The 16,906-nt window shown below is 70.8% G+C and carries 14 protein-coding genes, 1 tRNA gene and 1 riboswitch; of the genes, 4 read left to right on the forward strand and 11 right to left on the reverse strand.

Going from position 1 to position 16,906, the window contains the following annotated elements; all coding sequences use genetic code 11:
• Nucleotides 1-433: 433 nt before the first annotated feature.
• Nucleotides 434-640, forward strand: coding sequence for a hypothetical protein (locus VF825_RS06750; protein WP_331111475.1), 207 nt, complete (start codon nucleotides 434-436; stop codon nucleotides 638-640).
• Nucleotides 641-1,038: 398 nt separating this feature from the next.
• Here the strand turns inward: VF825_RS06750 and VF825_RS06755 are convergent, their stop codons facing one another.
• The 4 genes from VF825_RS06755 to VF825_RS06770 form a co-directional block, all read right to left on the reverse strand.
• Nucleotides 1,039-1,980 (reverse strand): phosphotransferase, encoded by a 942-nt coding sequence (locus VF825_RS06755; RefSeq protein WP_331111477.1) that lies wholly within the window; start codon nucleotides 1,978-1,980, stop codon nucleotides 1,039-1,041.
• A 729-nt stretch (nucleotides 1,981-2,709) separates the two neighbouring features.
• Nucleotides 2,710-3,963: a hypothetical protein gene (locus VF825_RS06760; protein WP_331111479.1), complete on the reverse strand. Its 1,254-nt coding sequence runs from the start codon at nucleotides 3,961-3,963 to the stop codon at nucleotides 2,710-2,712.
• Nucleotides 3,964-4,551: 588 nt separating this feature from the next.
• Nucleotides 4,552-5,202, reverse strand: a complete 651-nt coding sequence (locus VF825_RS06765; RefSeq protein WP_331111481.1) for an endonuclease/exonuclease/phosphatase family protein — start codon at nucleotides 5,200-5,202, stop codon at nucleotides 4,552-4,554.
• Between the two features lie 468 nt (nucleotides 5,203-5,670).
• Entirely contained in the window at nucleotides 5,671-6,591 is a 921-nt protein-coding gene (locus VF825_RS06770) for an aminoglycoside phosphotransferase family protein (protein WP_331111483.1), read from the reverse strand.
• 346 nt (nucleotides 6,592-6,937) lie between these two features.
• Between VF825_RS06770 and VF825_RS06775 the strand changes: the two genes are divergently transcribed.
• On the forward strand, nucleotides 6,938-7,423 hold the full coding sequence (locus VF825_RS06775; protein ID WP_331111485.1) for a GNAT family N-acetyltransferase: 486 nt from the start codon (nucleotides 6,938-6,940) through the stop codon (nucleotides 7,421-7,423).
• A gap of 189 nt (nucleotides 7,424-7,612) precedes the next feature.
• On the opposite strand, the gene VF825_RS06780 is transcribed toward VF825_RS06775, so the two are convergent.
• From VF825_RS06780 to VF825_RS06800, 5 genes are all read right to left on the reverse strand, one after another.
• A tRNA-Thr gene (locus VF825_RS06780) sits at nucleotides 7,613-7,685 on the reverse strand.
• A 301-nt stretch (nucleotides 7,686-7,986) separates the two neighbouring features.
• Nucleotides 7,987-8,739 (reverse strand): transglycosylase family protein, encoded by a 753-nt coding sequence (locus VF825_RS06785; protein WP_331111487.1) that lies wholly within the window; start codon nucleotides 8,737-8,739, stop codon nucleotides 7,987-7,989.
• A gap of 31 nt (nucleotides 8,740-8,770) precedes the next feature.
• Nucleotides 8,771-8,871: riboswitch (cyclic di-AMP (ydaO/yuaA leader) on the reverse strand.
• A gap of 227 nt (nucleotides 8,872-9,098) precedes the next feature.
• On the reverse strand, nucleotides 9,099-10,622 hold the full coding sequence (locus VF825_RS06790; protein WP_331111489.1) for a threonine/serine ThrE exporter family protein: 1,524 nt from the start codon (nucleotides 10,620-10,622) through the stop codon (nucleotides 9,099-9,101).
• Nucleotides 10,623-10,666: 44 nt separating this feature from the next.
• Entirely contained in the window at nucleotides 10,667-12,340 is a 1,674-nt protein-coding gene (locus VF825_RS06795) for a serine/threonine-protein kinase (RefSeq protein ID WP_331111491.1), read from the reverse strand.
• 70 nt (nucleotides 12,341-12,410) lie between these two features.
• Nucleotides 12,411-12,839: a CBS domain-containing protein gene (locus VF825_RS06800; protein WP_331111493.1), complete on the reverse strand. Its 429-nt coding sequence runs from the start codon at nucleotides 12,837-12,839 to the stop codon at nucleotides 12,411-12,413.
• Between the two features lie 105 nt (nucleotides 12,840-12,944).
• Between VF825_RS06800 and VF825_RS06805 the strand changes: the two genes are divergently transcribed.
• Together VF825_RS06805 and otsB are read left to right on the forward strand one after the other, a co-directional pair.
• Complete coding sequence (locus VF825_RS06805; RefSeq protein WP_331111495.1) at nucleotides 12,945-14,390, forward strand: trehalose-6-phosphate synthase; 1,446 nt, start codon at nucleotides 12,945-12,947, stop codon at nucleotides 14,388-14,390.
• Entirely contained in the window at nucleotides 14,387-15,175 is a 789-nt protein-coding gene (gene otsB / locus VF825_RS06810; RefSeq protein ID WP_331111497.1) for a trehalose-phosphatase, read from the forward strand. Before VF825_RS06805 ends, otsB begins: the two co-directional genes overlap by 4 nt.
• 13 nt (nucleotides 15,176-15,188) lie before the next feature.
• Here the strand turns inward: otsB and VF825_RS06815 are convergent, their stop codons facing one another.
• Nucleotides 15,189-16,202: a LacI family DNA-binding transcriptional regulator gene (locus VF825_RS06815; protein ID WP_331111498.1), complete on the reverse strand. Its 1,014-nt coding sequence runs from the start codon at nucleotides 16,200-16,202 to the stop codon at nucleotides 15,189-15,191.
• Between the two features lie 32 nt (nucleotides 16,203-16,234).
• Nucleotides 16,235-16,906, reverse strand: a 672-nt coding sequence (locus VF825_RS06820) for an alpha-amylase family glycosyl hydrolase (RefSeq protein ID WP_331111500.1), incomplete at its 5' end; no start/stop codon positions are given.

The raw sequence follows: 16,906 nt of genomic DNA on the forward strand, positions 1-16,906 counted from the left end.
TGACACGGCTGCGCATGGCGAACAGGTCAGGCGCTTTCTGCCTCCTCATGTCGGTTGCCGTGGTCGTCTCTCTCGCGTCGTCGGTGGTGGCGTTCGTCGCGATTGTGATGGTGTCGTTGGCCCAGCCGTGCACGGGAGACACGTGCGACATCGCTGCCGCTCCGGCTGCGGTCATGGCCGCTGCCGCGGTGGCAGTTGTCGCGACGGTGTGCAGCGTTGGTGCGTGCATGTGCGTCGCGGCGGTAAGGCTGTGGGTGCCGTCTACCAGCGGTTGGCGCCTGGGTGAGGGCGGCTGAGGACGGCGCGCCAGCGCCGCCCGCACGCCGCCAGCGCGCCGAAGGCGCGCCTTGATTGGTCAGAGGTCAATCCGGCAATGGGACTCGTAAGGATGCTGTCCTGTGCCGGGTGATGCTTGACAGTTCTGTGCCAGGACATGCTTGACAGTCGCTGGTTCGGCCATCGTTTGGCCGACGTCTTGTTGGATGATGTCGTCATGGTCGATCAGCAACTAAGCGACGCCGTGGCGGCCTACGTCGGCATCCCCGGCCGCATAGGCGTGTCACCCGAGGCGCGTGTTGTGGCGATCGCGGGAGACGCGGCTCCCGACCTAGTACCGCGCATTGTCGCCATCCTGGATTAGTTGGAAGCAACCAAATACGTCTTCTGGCAGGCGAAGACAGAACTCGAGATGAGCGACCGAGTCAAAGACTGGCTGAGGACGAACCACGCCGAACTGTCCAAGGATGCGATCCGCATGGTCGCCAATCGCTTCTGTTTCGACAACAAGTGATGCCGCGCAGGGGGCCGCGCAGTGTGCCTCACGGTCAGGACATCAGGGACAGCCGCCTCTAGTTCCTAGGCGGCCTGTCAGGAATCAGCTGGCACAGATGTGTCAAGTATCTACTGGCACACGACAGACTCGTAAGGATGCTGTCCCCCGGCGACTGATTTCGCGAAGTCCGCCGGCTGATGGGCGACGCCCTCGGGGACCTCGGTCCCGTGTTGTTTCGTCTCCGCGGCAGATGACTGCGTTCGCACTCACCGAACTCGGTCAGACTCCAGGAGGGGAATCGTCCTCGCCCGGTCGGCCCAGGCATCGACGATGCGGTCCAGGGTGCGCCTGCCCCACCGGCTCATCGTCGGGTTGGAGTCGAGGTAGTACCAGACCAGCCCCATCGCCTGCTGGAACGCCCAAGCCATCCCGCGCCGCCACTGGACGTCGCCGCAACCGAGCTCACGGCGGAGGATGCCGCGCTGGGTCTCGTCGAGGAGGTGCCAGGCCGCCACGAGGTCGAGCGCCGGGTCCGCCGGGCCGAAGCCGCCGCCGTCCAGGACGCCGACGAGACGGCCGTCTTCGACGAGGACGTTGGGCGGGATGAGGTCGCGGTGGCACATCGCGTCCTCGTCCACCTCGGGCAGCGTCCGCAGCTCCGCCCAGATCCCCCGCAGGAGTGGTACGTCGAGCAGGTCCTCGCTGTGCCGGAAGCATGTCTCGAGCCACTCGTCGTGGTTCGGGAGGTGCCCGCCGCGACCGACGCCGTCGAAGCGGCGCCCACGGGTGTCGTCGGCGCGCAGCCCGGCGATGAGCTCGGCCAGGTCATGGGCGAACGCGTTCGACCCTGTGGGGTCCTCGACCGTCGCGTCGTGGCCGGCCAGCCAGGTCTGGACGCTCCACGGCAGCGGATAGCCCGCGCCGGGCTCCCCGACCGCCACCGGCTCCGGGGTGGGCACGGTGGCGGCATCGGCCAGCTCACGCGCGGCCTCGGCCTCCGCGGCCAGCGACGCGCGGGCCTGCGCCGGGTCGTGACCGACCAGCGGGAAGCGGGCGGCCAGGTCGTCGCCGATCCGGAAGATCGCGTTCACGGTCCCGGGAGTGCGCAGCTCGGTGACCGGCAGCCCGCGCCACTGAGGGAACTGCACCTCGACCAGCCGGCGGACCGTCTGCGCGTCGACGTGGAGCTGGTCGGCGTGCATCGTCATGCCGCCATCCTCCCGTCGGCGACCGCGGGGTGTCCTCCGATTTCCTGCGGCAGGCTCGGAGCCGTCATTGCCCTACCAGCCGCCAGCGCCCGGTCGACACAACGGCCACCTCGTCGCCGCGGACCCGGATCGCGGAGTCGTCGTCGAGCAGGTAGGGCGGGAAGCCCACGCGCGCCGCCAGCCGGTCCGCCCATGCCTCGCCGCGGTTGCCTCTCGCTCAGAGCGTCGCCCGCTGAGGACCTCACTGACCTAGCGCCTCAGGTACCCGCGCTCGACCCCCTCGACCCGTGGGATGCCGCGGCCGTGCTGCTCCGCCGCAGCGCGTCACCCGCTCAAGCGCCCTTCGGTGTAGAAACCCCACCCGAGGGCGCCGATGTGACAGCCGGATGCCACACGAAATGACAATCCTGATGACCGCCACTACAGCGCTCCCCGCCCCTATGCCCAACCTCGCAGCGGCGACCGAAACATTTCGCCGAATGGCCGGTGGCCCGTGCACGCGAACCGGCGGTACCGGGGCCATCCCGTCCTGTGTAGACGCCACCGTTTTCCATGGCACCGCCGTACCCGCCTGCCAGGCCCCGTGCCGGTCTGGCGCGTGGAGAAACAGGGCCACCCGGCCACCCTCGTCACCCGGATCGACCAGCCCCACAAAGACGGCCGACCGGGGCGCCGAACGCTCGCTCGCTTCGACCTGACCTCCTAACGGTCCGCTCGGCGCGGGACGAGCTACCCGTTGCGGAGGTAGTAGCACCCATCCTGGGCGATCTCGCTTGTCGGCGGCCGCGGCGCGGGCGCCGGCGCAGTTCGAACGAATCCGGTCAGCGTCTCCGACACATCGATCCGGTTCACGACTTGCCCGAGGGACTTGACTTGAAGGTGGCGCTCAAGGGACACGATCCGCCCCTGGTCGTCGACGCCGACGTCAAGGTCGAAGGCGAAGTCGCCCTGCGAGAGCGCCCACCAGCCCTCACGCGTGGCCAGCCCGCCGCTATACGCAGCCGCCGCTGTGGGCAGGCGAATTCGGTAGCAGTCAGTGGCCCGAGCCTTTTTCGCTGCCACGGAGCAGTCTTCCCCGGCCGCGCTAGAAGCCTGCTTCAAGAGGGCAAGAGCCACGAAAGGGCTGGTTTCATCCCCAACGTCCTCGAGCGTCGGCGAGGTGGGATCCCAAGCCCGCCACTTCGCATCCCTCGGGATGACCTCTCCCGGCACTGCCGAAATGGGCACGGTCACTGGCCACAGGTCAACCTTGCCGTGATCGAAGATAATCTCGGTGTTCGTGGCGTCCCCGGTGTCGGCCAAGGACGCCGTCCCTGCACCCAGAGCGACGTCTCCTGAGAACGTCCTGGTGCCTCGGGCCCCGTAGACGGGCGTGAAATCCCGCTTGTGCGTCCAGGTCGCGCCGGGCTGCCGCAGGGTCGTAGCGACCGCGGCCTGAACCACGCTTGCCGCATCCTGACTTGCACCCGGCAATGGCTGAACCATCGCGCCTGCCCCGAACCCGGCTGGCAGCGGCACTCCGGGCATCCATCCGTGCCCGACCCACTGGTAGGCGTCATCGATCCACCAGAGGTGGAAGCCAGCGTCGTCGGCGGAGAGTTCGAACCGGTCCCGAAAGTCGGTCGCGTACAGGGCCTCCGCCCCGTCCTTGCGATCCTTCAGCCGGTAACCGAACCGGCCCCGATACGCGACATCGATCAGGTCTGCGGACTGAGGGTCCCGCGAGACCTTCATCGTCTGAGGTCCAACGACGACACCTGGCGCCTCGGGAGTCACGGCGGAGCAGTCGACCTTGTCGGAGGCAAGCCTCGGCTCTGCGTCTGCGAGCATCAGGTCGCCCACCCTCCCGGCGAAGAGGTCGCTGACGGTCTGACCGGCGGTTTCCGCCGTCGTCGGGCTGCCGGACCCCTTCGAGCACAGCCATCCAAAGTCTCCGTGCACTTTCGCTAGGTACCCGGACAGCCACGTGAGTCCGTCGCTCACCTCAGCCGCGCTGAAATGACCGATGGGTCGCACCTGAGTCGGCGCCCCCTTTGCCAAGATGTCGCTAGACACAGACAGCAAAGTGGCCATCGGCGCCTGAGGGGCGGTTGCCACGCGCACGGGCACCGCGGTCGGCGCCACATCGCCTCCGCACGCAGAGACCAGCACGGCTACGGCCGCTAGCGCACCGAGACCGAGACGAACTCCCACAGCGAACCCCCCTGACGTAAGCGGCGCCTTTCTATCAAGGAGCGGATGCGTTCGAAGTGGATTCGTCCGAACTTGTCACGGCTCCGTCCCAGCAACTGGCTCGACTGGACGGGAACGGCCGCTCGGGCATCCGGCTATCCCCATCCGCTGGGTGGTCGCGAGGGCGAGTGACTCGATTGAGGCAGCCAACACCCACGCCCGTGAGACACACGCAGACGATTTCGTCTGCGCAATGCCCGACCGAGGCAAGATCACCAGGTCAGTGTCGAGTCAACGTCGTCGTCCCTACCGAGGGTGACCTGGACACCCTCCTAACCCCGCTCGACGACACCGCCTACCTGGCACTCAAGGCCGACTTGCCGCCCGGATCGCTTGCAGTCAGGGGAGCTCGACGACGTACGCGTCATGATCGGAAAGTCGACGCCCGTGAGCCTCCGCAGGGACCCAACGCGCCTTGGGCTTCGGGAGATCCCTACTGACGGCGATGTGGTCGATGCTGGATATGCCGGGAAGACGGTGCGGCAAGTCGGACGTCGGGACCTGCAACTGGAGACGTTCCAGAGTTGCGGCCAGGTACAGCCGGCCCTGGAGAGAGCCAGCCGTCTCGGGGCCAGTGAGGCTGTGGTTCCAATCGCCTCCCCAAACGACATCAGGCTTGCCCGCCAGATCGAGCTCGATGCTGACCAAGGCGGACCGCGTCTTCTCGGCGTGCTTGCCTTGGACCCAAGGGCGTCGGGGGCGTGCCGAGCGCCACGGCAGGACCGAACTGCAGAAGGTGATGCCCTCCACCGTTGCTGCGCAACTCGCCGGGTGAGGGTCGTTCTCGGGCGTCAGCCACGCCTTGGACAACACTGCAGCCCATCGGCGTTCTGCAACGATCGACTCCTTGGAACGATGCTGGTGGAACCCGTCCAAGTCCAGGCCTCGTGGCACCTCGGTGAGCAGCCAGATATCGCAGCTCTCGGACAGCATCAAGGTGCGATGTTGCGTCGACCACCTGCCGGCCAAGTTCCACGTGCCGATTCGCATGAACAGCAGATTGGCAGCTCATGCCTGCCCGCGTGGCGAATCGAAGCGATACACAGAGACGGGTCAACGCGCTTCCAGACCCGACCCATTCACTGCGAGGCACCGCCAGCCACTTTCGGCCATGGCGCAAGCCGCGGGAACCGTGTGATTGCAATGGTTTCGCGTTCATGGCGCTGGCTGCTTCTAGGGGCCGTGCGGCTGCGCACGATCTCCGAGGAGGGCATGGACCACTACGCCGTAGGGCCTCAAGGCGAGCAGCGCGAGCCTCCACACGGTCCCGAGAATCTGCCCCCGTTCGCGGGCTATGTCGGGGAAGGGACGTACGGCCAAATTCCGGCCACGCTGGCACGTGGCGATGCTCGACCCGGAGGGCAACGAGTTCGACATCAACTAGACGTCGATTCAATTGGCCCGCACAGAAGGGCGACGGGGAGACGGCTCAGACCAGACGCACGACCACCTTGGGCCCTAGCGGGCCAGGATGACAGCGGTCTCCAGGAAGGTCGCTGACTCGTCGCCGTAGCCGTGCCACCGCAGGTACAGCGCCGTCGTGACGCGCTCGACGAAAGCCCAGCGCCACACACGCTGGGGATCGGCGTCGGCGAGCTCGGCGAGACGGCGGCACTCCTCGCGCACAAGCGTGACTCCCGAGCCAGACTCGGACTCCTCTGCTGCCACGATCTCCCCGCACGCATCCCGCAGGACGACCCCCAGGTCGTAAGCGCGCTCACCGACGAACCCGTCCGGATCGATCAACGCCCAGCCCTGCCCGCTACGCAGCACGTTGCCGGCGTGCGGGTCACCGTGGCAGACGACCTCCGGCCGCTCGGACGCCGCCAACTCCCTTGCGTACCGGGTGGCCTGGGCGAGGACGTCCGGGTGCTGGTGCCCGTAGCGCGGCCCCAAGTCGGCCAGGATTGCCAACAGCCCGGAGGCTGTGCCCGCGAACGGGCTGCCACATTCGAGGCTCACGCGCCAGGCGTCCTGAAGCAACGGCAATGTCAGCTCTGCCCGCTGGGCGGGCGTCGTCGCCTCCGCCCAAAGTGCATGGCCGAGGCGCTCGGTGAGCAGGGCGCCGCGGTTGGCGTCCCATGCCAGAACTCGTGCATAGCCGTGACCGTCTGCTGCACCCATGACGCGCGCGGCGGTGTCCAGGCGGCCCGGTTCGGCGATCTTGAGGACGCCCGCCGTGCCGTCCTCTCTTGTCACCGCCAAGGTGGGGGTGCCAGCGCCGCCGTCCAGCCATCGTTCGGCCGTCAACCTCCAGTCACGGCACACCGCTCGTACCGAGGTGACGAAGTGCTCCGTAGATGCCAGGACGTCCCGGTCGGAGATGGCAAGCCGGCGCTCGGCCTCCGCTATCGCGTCCTCGATCGCGTCCGGGTTCACCCCGGAAGGCTACAGAGCAGCATCCTGACGGACGCTCCTTTTCCGAGCCGGCGCAGGCCATGGCCGCCTTCCTCTGCGTCGGTCGCTTGCGCCTGAGGTTGCCGTGATGTGGACGCCTTCGGGCGGGAAGCTTTCGTGCCAGCGTCCGTAAAGGCGATCACACATTTGCTCTGGCTTCTGGCTGGCCGGATGCGCGGGTCTGAGCGTTCGCCACATCGGAACTGCAGGGCCTGGGGACCAACGACGCGTGACAGCGGCTCGCCCTCCACCCTCCGCAGCGCCTTGAACTGATTGGACGCTCCTCTTCGTGGTAAGCCGCCGGGTTCCCGCCTTGTAGGTTGCCGTCATGGACCGGTACGAGGCGATCGAGGTCGTTGGGGTGGCCACGCCGCTGCCTGCGGTGGCTCGGCTGTTTGACGAGTATCGAGAGCACTACGGTGAGCGGCCTGACCTCGCCGGTTCCCAGGCGTGGCTGCGGCGACACCTTGACTCTGGCGCCCTGCGGGCGTTTCTCGCGAACCGAGGCGATGAGGCCGCCGGGCTCGCCCTGGTCGCGCCGATCCCGGCCTCACAGCGCCTTGGCCATTTCTGGCAGTTGCGAGACCTATTCGTCGCTCCTCGCCACCGTCGCCTCGGTGTCGGCGAGGCTTTGCTCTGCGCCGTGCACGACGCCGCTGTTGCAGATGGTGCGGCTCGCCTGTCTCTGGTAACCGAGTCAGACAACGCAGCTGCGCTGGCGCTGTACGCCAAGGCGGGCTTCGAACCCGTGACCGGCCACGTCTCGATGTCATGGTCGACACGCCCTGAGCCGAGTGAGTCGAACGATCGTTAGCGGTCGCGGGCAAGGACGGCGCTACATGTCGCAAGGCTCCGAACCCCATGGTGGTGCGTGCCCTCGACGAGGCTTCCCCGGACCCGCGCGAGGCCCACGACGTGACCGGAAGCGATGGGTAAACGATGGATCTGACACGTGTGCACTCAGACCGCGAGACCCGAAAGGGCCTCTCACCTGCGGAAACAGAGCCGACGAGGGGACTCGAACCCCTAACCACCTGTTTACAAGACAGGTGCGCTGCCAATTGCGCCACGTCGGCCGACCCGCGCCGGGGCACGGGACGCGCCCACCGCGGGTGGGTGGGCTCGCGAAATGTTACCGGCCCTCCCAGCCCGGGACGGCCACCCCCGGAAACGGCACCGCGCAGGAGCGGCCCGCGACGCCGGCACTGCCCGGCCGGAAGTCGGCAGCGCCCGGCCCTCGCCAAGCGGCGCACCCGAGCCACCACACGCCGAAGGCCCGGACGGGGACCGCCGGGCCTTCGTGTTCCTGCCACAGGGGAGCAGGATGTGCCGCCGGAACCAGGAGCCGCAGGCGGTGCGCCGGCGACGAGCCTGCAATCAGCGGTGGTGGTTGAGCCAGCTCTGCAGCGCACGCACCGTGGGCGCGTTCAGCGAGCTGGCACCGTCCTGGCGCGCGTGGATGTGGCGCTGGAGCGCGCGCACCGTCTGAGGGCCGATGATGCCGTCCGGCGTGGCACCGACCTTGCGCTGTAGGGCGGCCGTGGTGATCGGGCCGAGGACACCGTCCTGGGCGGTGCCGACCCAGCGCTGGATCGAGCGGACGGTGGCGGAGCTGAGGGCGCCACTCACGGCGACGCGAGCGTGGTTGACGGCCGGCTTCGTCGGCACCGAGGCATAGGGCAGCGCCTTGCGGGCCATCGACCGGGACACCTCGACCGTGCCGGTGCCGCCGTTGGCGCGGGTGAGGCCGGCCTTGCGGCTGCACACCGGCCACGCGCCCGGACCCTGCCCGGCGAGCACGCGCTGGCCGATGGCAATCTGCTCCTCGCGGCTGGCCTGGTCGGCCCGCGAGGCATAGCGGGCGCCGCCGTAGGCGACCCAGGTGCTCTGGCTGAACTGCAGCCCGCCGTAGTAGCCGTTGCCCGTGTTGATCGCCCAGTTGCCGCCGCTCTCACACGCGGCCACGGAGTCCCAGACGGACGCGGCCTGCGCCGGGCCGGCCACCGCGACACCGGTGGTGACCGAGGCGGCTCCGGCGAAGGCGACACCGGCCACACGAGACTTGTTGACACCCTGCGGGGCGGCGTGCCGCGGGGTGTACCGACGGGCGTGCCGGGGGGTGTAATGCATCGAGGCGTTCCTCTCCTGACGGTGCGCCGGAGAGGTCAGCTGTCGGGTTCGGGCGTGTCAGGCGTGCCCGGCCGGCGATGCCGGCTTCACCCCAAGGCCGACCCGAAGGCCGGCCAACATCGTGGGTCCCCCACCCCCGTCCTGGCCCGGGTCACCCCGGTCAAGTGCCCGCCGGACGAGGTTTGGCGCTGCGGGCACGCATGCGTGTGGTCGGTATGCAGTTGTGGCGAACGCCCCCATTCCTATAACGGAACGGCATCGCGCCGGGCCGGTTTCACCGAACTTTTCCCAGCAGATCGTCAACCCATAGACAACGTAGACCGGTATGCCGTGAATGTCCGGTTCCGGACGAGTCGCCCTCAGCGCAGCCGGGCCCGGCGCTGGCGCACGATCTGCCGGTCGAACGGCGAGGCCATCAGGTCCCCCAGGACGACGCCCGTCGCGATGGCCATGGCTGCGGCACCGGCCCCGAGCAGGATCGTCAGGCCGGCTGCCGTCGAGGCGGCACCCTGACCGATGACCGAACCGGACACGAGCATCGACATGCCGCGGAAGATGGTCAGACCGGGCAGCAGCGGGCCGACCGCGGGCACCACCAGGACCAGGCCCGGCGCCCCCATCCGCAGCGCCACCAGGCGGCCGCCGAAGCCGACGAGCACGCACGCGATCGTGAGGCCCGTCAGCTGCCCGAGCCCGAAGGTCTGGTGCACCAGCCCGGTGACGAGGGTGCCGAGGCCGCCGAGCACCGCGGTGGGCAGGAGCAGCTTGCGCCGGGTCCGCTGGGCGATGGCGGAGGCCACCGCACCGACCGCACCGGCGACGACCAGGACGGGCAGCGCGACCCCGGCGCCCTCGACGGAGATCTTCGGCAACGACGCCCCCAGCCCGAAGGCCCGGTCCAGGCGCACCGTGACCGACAGCGCCGCGGCGACACCGGTGATGATGCCGGCGGCGGTCAGCCCGACGGTGAACAGCCGGCCCGCGCCGGTGACCGGGTAGCCGGTGATCGCGTCCTCGACCGAGGACACCATGGCCCGGCCGGGCAGCAGCACCACGATGCCGCCGGCCACGATGTAGGCGCTGTCCGCCCGGGTCAGGTCCAGCGCCCCGCTGCGCCCGAGCACGAAGGCGCCCCACGCGACGGCGGTGGCGATCGCGCCGCCGACCGCCGAGAGGTAGAACGCCGGCAGCCCGCGAGAGGCGAGGACCCGGCCGACCCGGTCGACGAGGATCGCCGACAGCAGCGCCAGCCCGACCGCGGAGAAGCTGGCGCCGAGCTTCAACGCGACCGACCCCGCGAGCACGCCGTAGGACAGGGTGATCGCCCATCGCGGCCAGAACCGGGGGTGCCGGCGGATCTGGCGCAGCCGCGCGGTGGCCTGGTGCAGGTCGATGCGTCCGGCGACCAGCGCCTCGACGAACTCGTGCAGGGCGGCCAGCCGGGCGAAGTCGCGACTGGTCGAGCGGACCACCCGCAGCAGCGTGTGCAGCTGGCCGGACGGCGAGACGCACTGCACCAGCAGGCTCTGGTTGGTGATGTCGACCTCGAGCCGCTCCAGCCCCGCGGAGGTCGCCACGGCCACGACGCTCGACTCCACGTCGCGGGCGCTGCCGCCACAACGCAGCATCAGCTCGCCGGCGCGCACTGCCAGCTCCAGCGCGGTGCGCACCGTCTGCTCCTCGGCCGGGGCCTCCATCCGGCGTGGGTTGCGATACGGCGTGCGGCGCAGCGACTCGGCCAGCGGCATCGGCTCCGTGACTTCCTCCCCGCGCCAGATGCGGGGAAGTCCGCGGTGCTGGGTCACCCCGGGTTGCGGGGCGTTCGGGTCGGGCCGCAGCGCGGTGGGATCCGGTCGGGCTGTGGCGGGATCCGGGTCGGTCATGGGCAAACGCTAACCCTCCAGGTCAGACCGGTATCCCGCCCGTCTCACCGCTGCAGGAACGACGGCAGCGGCAGCTGCGTGCCGCTCGAGGGCCACCACGACACCTGGCCGTGACGGGTCCACGCCCACAGCCCGATCCCGGCCGCGGCGAGCAACAGCAGCGCGACCGCGGCCCGGGTGACCGTGCCGGGGCGCGCCACTCCTCTCACCAGGCTGCGCGACCCCCGGCGCAGCGGCGGCGAGGCAGGGCCCCACCACGCCACGAGCAGCCCGACCAGGGCGCCGATCGCGATGGGCGCGGAGGAGTCGGGGCGGGGCTGGCCGCCGGTCAGCGAGGTCAGCGCCAGCGCCGCGGAGAACGTGGTCGCCACGGCCACCACCAGGGGCAGCAGCAGCGAGACGACCGTGGCCACGGCGGCGGTGAGCACGTGCCACGGGCTGGAGATCACCGCGACCGGCATGTCACTGCGCCGGCGCCCGGCGGCGTGCCGGCGCATCACCAGCGACGTGACCGACCGGTCCGCGAACCGCGCCAGCAGGGACCAGACCACTGCCAGCGCCACCGCGACCACCGGCCAGACTGCCGCCACCGCGACGGTGACGGCCAGCATCGCGGCCAGGGTGCCGGCCCTGGAAGGGCGACCGATCCGCGGATCCGGCTGGCCCGGGGACATCTCCCGGGCGGCCTCCCAGTCGGACTCGCTCTCGTCGCCGGGCCAGGCCTCGCCGGGGCCCTGGGCCCAGTCCTCCTCCGGCTCCGGCGGCAGCGCCAGCGGGCCCCAGTCCGGGCGCTCCGCCGCCGGTGCCATGGCGGTGGGGAACTGCTGGGTCGCCGAGGAGGACACCACCGTCGTCGGGTCCAGGACCGGCAGGTTGACCGTGGCCTCCTCACCGGCGGCGTAGCGCTCGAGGGCGTCGATGAGCTCCCCGGCCTCCGGCCGCCGTGCGGCGTCGGGCGACAGCGCCGCGCGCAGCAGCGGCTGCAGCCGGGGGTCCACTCCGGTCAGGTCGGCCCGCCCGTGGCGCACCCGGTCGAGCACCGCGTCCATGTGGCCACGCCCGAACGGCGGCACCCCGGAGGCGGCGAACGCCAGCGTGGCCGCCCAGCCCCACCAGTCGGTCGCCTCGGTGACCGGAGCCCCTTCGAGCACCTCGGGCGAGAGGTAGCCCGGGGTGCCCATGACCAGGCCCGTCATGGTGAGCCGCACGTCGTCGGCGACGTGCGCGATACCGAAGTCGATGACGACCGGGTCACCGTGCAGGAGCAGGACGTTCGCGGGCTTGAGGTCCCGGTGGATCACGCCCGCCTCGTGGATCGCGGTCAGCGCCCGGTGCAGGCCCCGCCCCAGCTGGAGCAGCGCCTCGCCGGTGAGCGGGCCGTGGTCGGCGACCACCCGGTCCAGCGGCGGGCCCGGCACGTAGCGGGTGACGATGTAGGGCCGGTCGCCCTCGGTATCGGCGTCCAGCACCGCGGCGACCCCGGGGTCCTGCACCCTCGAGAGCGTGGCGACCTCGCGGGCCAGGCGGGCCCGCGCGTCGGCGTCGTGGGCGATGTGCGCACGCAGCACCTTGATCGCCACCGCCCGCCCGTTGGGGGCCAGCGCCAGGTGGACGACGCCCATGCCGCCCTCGCCGAGCTGCTCGAGGAGGCGGTAGGGGCCCAGCATCTGCTCGGGCACGCCGTCCACCGCCTCGTCCTGGCGTGCCCCGGCAGTCATGGTCCCTACGGTAAGCCGAGCCACCCGCTGCGCAAGGGAGGTGGGGGCCCGCGTCGGGCCATCCGGCCGGTTACTGCTGGATGTAGCCCACCAGCTGGTCGCGCTCGGTCTGCAGCTCGTCGATCCGCTGCTTGACCACGTCGCCGATGCTGACGATGGCGCGCAACTTGCCGTCGACGACGACCGGCACGTGCCGCACCCGCCGCTCGGTCATCTGCCGGGCCAGCTCGTCGAGGGCGTCGTCGGGGCTGGCGGTGTGCACCTCGGCGGTCATGATCGCCGACACCGGGCCGCTGAGGACCCCCGCGCCGGAGCGGTGCAGGTGGCGCACGACGTCGCGCTCGCTGACGATGCCGGCCACGGTCTGGCCGTCCTCACTGACCACGAGCGCACCGATCCCCCGCTCCTCCAGGACCGCCAGGAGATGCTCGACCGTGTCATCGGGACGGATGGTGACGACCAGGTCGCCCTTGCGACGGATGACGTCGGAGATGCGCATGAGACGACGGTAGTGCTGCACCTGCCCTCCCGCCAGAGGATGTCGGCCGGCCACAGCGGGCACGTAGGGTGGGACCGGAACTCGAGCCCGGGAGCTGATGCGGAAGTGCCTGCTGGACCACAGACGTTCGACCTGGTGATCGCCGCGAACCGGCTGCCCGTGGACCGGGTCGTGGACCCCGACGGCAGCGTGAGCTGGCGCACGAGCCCCGGCGGCCTGGTCACCGCCATGGAGTCGGTCATGCGCGGGCGGGACGGTGCCTGGGTCGGCTGGGCCGGCGAGCCCGGCGACGCGCCGGAGCCGTTCCACGAGGACGGCATGTTCCTGCAGCCGGTCGGCCTGTCCGCCCACGAGGTCCGGGAGTACTACGAGGGGTTCAGCAACGACACCCTCTGGCCGATCTACCACGACGTCATCGTCCCGGCGAAGTTCCACCGCGCCTGGTGGAACTGCTACCGCTCGGTCAACCGCCGCTTCGCCGAGTCGGTGGCCGAGGTCGCCGCGCCGGGCGCCACGGTGTGGGTGCACGACTACCAGCTGCAGCTCGTCCCGGCCATGGTGCGCGAGCTGCGCCCCGACGTGCGCATCGGCTGGTTCAACCACATCCCGTTCCCGCCGGTCGAGCTGTTCGCCCAGCTGCCGTGGCGGCGGGCCCTGGTCGAGGGGCTCCTGGGCGCCGACTTCCTGGGCTTCCAGCGCACCTCCGACGCCGAGAACTTCCTGCGCGCCTGCCGCCGGCTGCTGGGAATGACCACCAAGGCCGACACGGTGACCTTCCGGCCCGGCGGCCCGGGCGGTGAGGAGCGGCACGTCCGCGCCAGCGCCATCCCGATCTCGGTCGACTTCAAGGGCCTGGAGGAGCTGTCCCGCACCCCCGAGGTGCAGGCCCGCGCCCGGGAGATCCGCGAGTCGCTGGGCAACCCCACGACGCTGATGCTCGGCGTGGACCGGCTCGACTACACCAAGGGCATCCGCCACCGCCTCAAGGCGATCGAGGAGCTGCTCCAGGACGGTGCGATCGCCCCGCCGGAGACCGTCTTCGTCCAGGTCGCCACGCCCAGCCGTGAGCGCGTCGACGCCTACCGCCGCCTGCGCACCGAGGTCGAGGGCACCGTCGGTCGGATCAACGGCGAGTACTCCCCCATCGGCGCCAGCGCCGTGCACTACCTGCACCACTCCTACCCGCGGGCCGAGATGGCGGCACTGTTCCGCGCCGCCGACGTCATGCTCGTCACCCCGCTGCGCGACGGCATGAACCTCGTCGCCAAGGAGTACGTCACCTGCCGCAGCGACCTCGGCGGGGCGCTCGTGCTCAGCGAGTTCACGGGCGCCTGGCACGAACTCAAGCAGGCCTACGTGTGCAACCCCCACGACATCGAGGGCCTCAAGCAGACGATCATGGCCGCGATCCAGACCCCGGCCACGGAGAAGCGCCGGCGGATGAAGGCGTTGCGACGACGCGTCTCCGACCACGACGTCCAGCGGTGGGCGGCCCGCTACCTCGACGCGCTGGTCGCGGCGCCGAAGAAGCCCGAGCGGAGCCTGCGATGACCCTCTCGCCGGAGGTGGACCAGGCGGTCACCACATTCGCCGCGCGCCGGCGCGTGCTGCTCGGGGTCGACTTCGACGGCACGCTGGCACCGTTCGTCCGCGACCCGATGGACGCCGCCGCGGCCCCCGGCGGGCTGGAGGCGCTGCGCGCGGCCGCTGCGCTGGAGGGCGTCTCGGTGGTCATCCTCTCCGGGCGGGACCTCGCCACGCTGCGCACCCTCACCGGGGTCGGCGAGCACGAGCCGATCGTGCTGGTGGGTAGCCACGGGGCGCAGTCCAGCCTCGCTGGCGACCTCGACGGGAGCCTGCTCGACGACGCGCAGGAGCAGACCCTGGCCAGCGTGCGCGACGGGCTCGAGCAGGTCGCCGCCGACCACGACGGGCCGCGGGTGGAGCACAAGCCCGCCGGCGTGGCACTGCACACGCGGGGCGTGGCGGAGCCGGTCGCCGGCCGTGCGGCGGACGCGGCGCACGAGGTGGCAGCCCGGCATACCGGCGTGCACGTCACCCCCGGCAAGGACGTCGTGGAGATCTCCGTGCTGTCCGCGACCAAGGGCACCGCGCTGGAGTCGCTGGCGGCCAGCCGACGGGTGGAGGCCATCGCCTACTTCGGGGACGACGTCACCGACGAGCGGGCCTTCGCCGTGCTCGACCCGGCCCGCGGGGACCTCGGGGTCAAGGTCGGGGCCGGGCAGACCCTGGCCGGGCACCGCGTGCCCGGCATCCCCGAGGTGGTCGAGGCCCTGGAGCTGTTCGTCCGCTCCCGGCGGGGGCGGCTGGCCTGACCGGGCCGGTGGCTCAGTCCTTCGGGCAGGCCCCGGTCGAGCCACGCACGACCAGCTCGGGGCGGAAGACGTACTCCGCCCGCGGCGCCGGCTCCCCGGCGATCTCGTCCAGGAGCGCCCGCACCGCCGCCTCGCCCATCGCCTGCACGCTCTGGCGCACGGTGGTCAGCGGCGGGTCGGTGAAGGCGATCAGCGTCGAGTCGTCGTAGCCCACCACGGAGACGTCCTTGGGCACGTCCAGCCCCCGCTGGCGGGCCGCCCGGATCGCGCCGAGCGCCATGAGGTCCGAGCCGCAGACGATCGCCGTGGCGCCCTTGTCGAGCAGCCGGTTCGCGGCGGCGGCCCCGCCCTCGACGGTGAACATGGTGCGCTCGATGAGGTCCTCGACGTCCTCGCGGCCCAGCAGCGTGGCCATCGAGTTGCGGAAGCCGGCGATCTTGCGGATGACCGGCACGAACCGGTCCGGTCCCACCGCCAGCCCGATCCGGGTGTGCCCCAGGTGCACCAGGTGGGTCAGCGCCAGCTCCATCGAGGCGACGTCGTCGTTGGAGATGAACGGCGCGTCGATGCCCTCGAGGAACCCGTTGACCAGCACGATCGGCAGCCCCCGCTCGCGCAGCTTGATGTAGCGCTGGGGGTCGGTGGAGGAGTCGGCGTGCAGGCCGCTGACGTAGATGATGCCGGCGACGCCGCGGTCGAGCAGCATCTGGACGTAGTCGTCCTCGTGCACCCCGCCCGGGGTCTGCGTGCACAGCACCGGCGTGTAGCCGTGCCGCGCCAGCGCCGTCTCGATGATCTGCGCGAACGCGGGGAAGATCGGGTTGGTCAGCTCGGGCATGACCAGCCCGACCAGGCCGGCGCTCTTGCGGCGCAGGCGGCTGGGCCGGTCGTAGCCGAGCAGGTCGAGCGCGGTCAGCACGGCCTGACGTGTCGACTCCGCCACCCCCGGCTTGCCGTTGAGGACACGGCTGACCGTCGCCTCGCTGACGTCTGCCTGCTCGGCGATGTCCGCCAGTCGTGCCCTCATCGTGTGTCCTTCGCGCTCATGGTCTCGCCCGCTCAGGGGTTCGGCCAGACCCAGATGCTCACCTCGGGCCCGTCCGCGACGAGCTCCATGCTGCCCTCGCCCAGGGCGAGGTCCCGACCGTATGCCGTCTGCGCACCCTCGATCCCACCCAGGTGCGTGGTGGGCAGCGTGATCGACTCGTGCTCCGAGCGGGCCGCGTGGACAAGCGCCGTCTCGGTCGCGGTCTGGCGCAGGAACACCAGGGCGTCGTCTGAGGCGTGGACCCAACGCAGACCACCTTCCCGCAACGCGACCGATCCGGTGCGCGCGGCGATGAGGCCACGGTAGACGTCGAACAGGCGCTGGTCCCAACGACTTTCGTCCCAAGGCATCGGGCGACGCCCGTCCTCGCCGAAGTCGCCGCGCATCCCGACCTCGTCGCCGTAGGTCATCATCGGGATGCCCGGCATGGTGAACAGCAGGCCCGCCGCGACGTCGACCTGCCGGGCGTCCTCCCCGACCAGCGTGCGCACGCGGGTGGTGTCGTGGGAGCCCACCAGGTTGAAGCTGTGCTGGACCGTGCGGAAGGGCACCTGCGCGGTGAACTCCCGCATCGTCTCCATCACCGAGGCACCGCCCAGGCGGGGCACCATGAGCGGCGAGCCGAGGAACTTGGGCGCGTAGCCCTTGTCCCGCAGCCACGTCCACACGGGGCGGGTGAAGCC

It is taken from the genome of Oryzihumus sp. (assembly GCF_036391795.1).
Taxonomy (GTDB): Bacteria; Actinomycetota; Actinomycetes; order Actinomycetales; family Dermatophilaceae; genus Oryzihumus.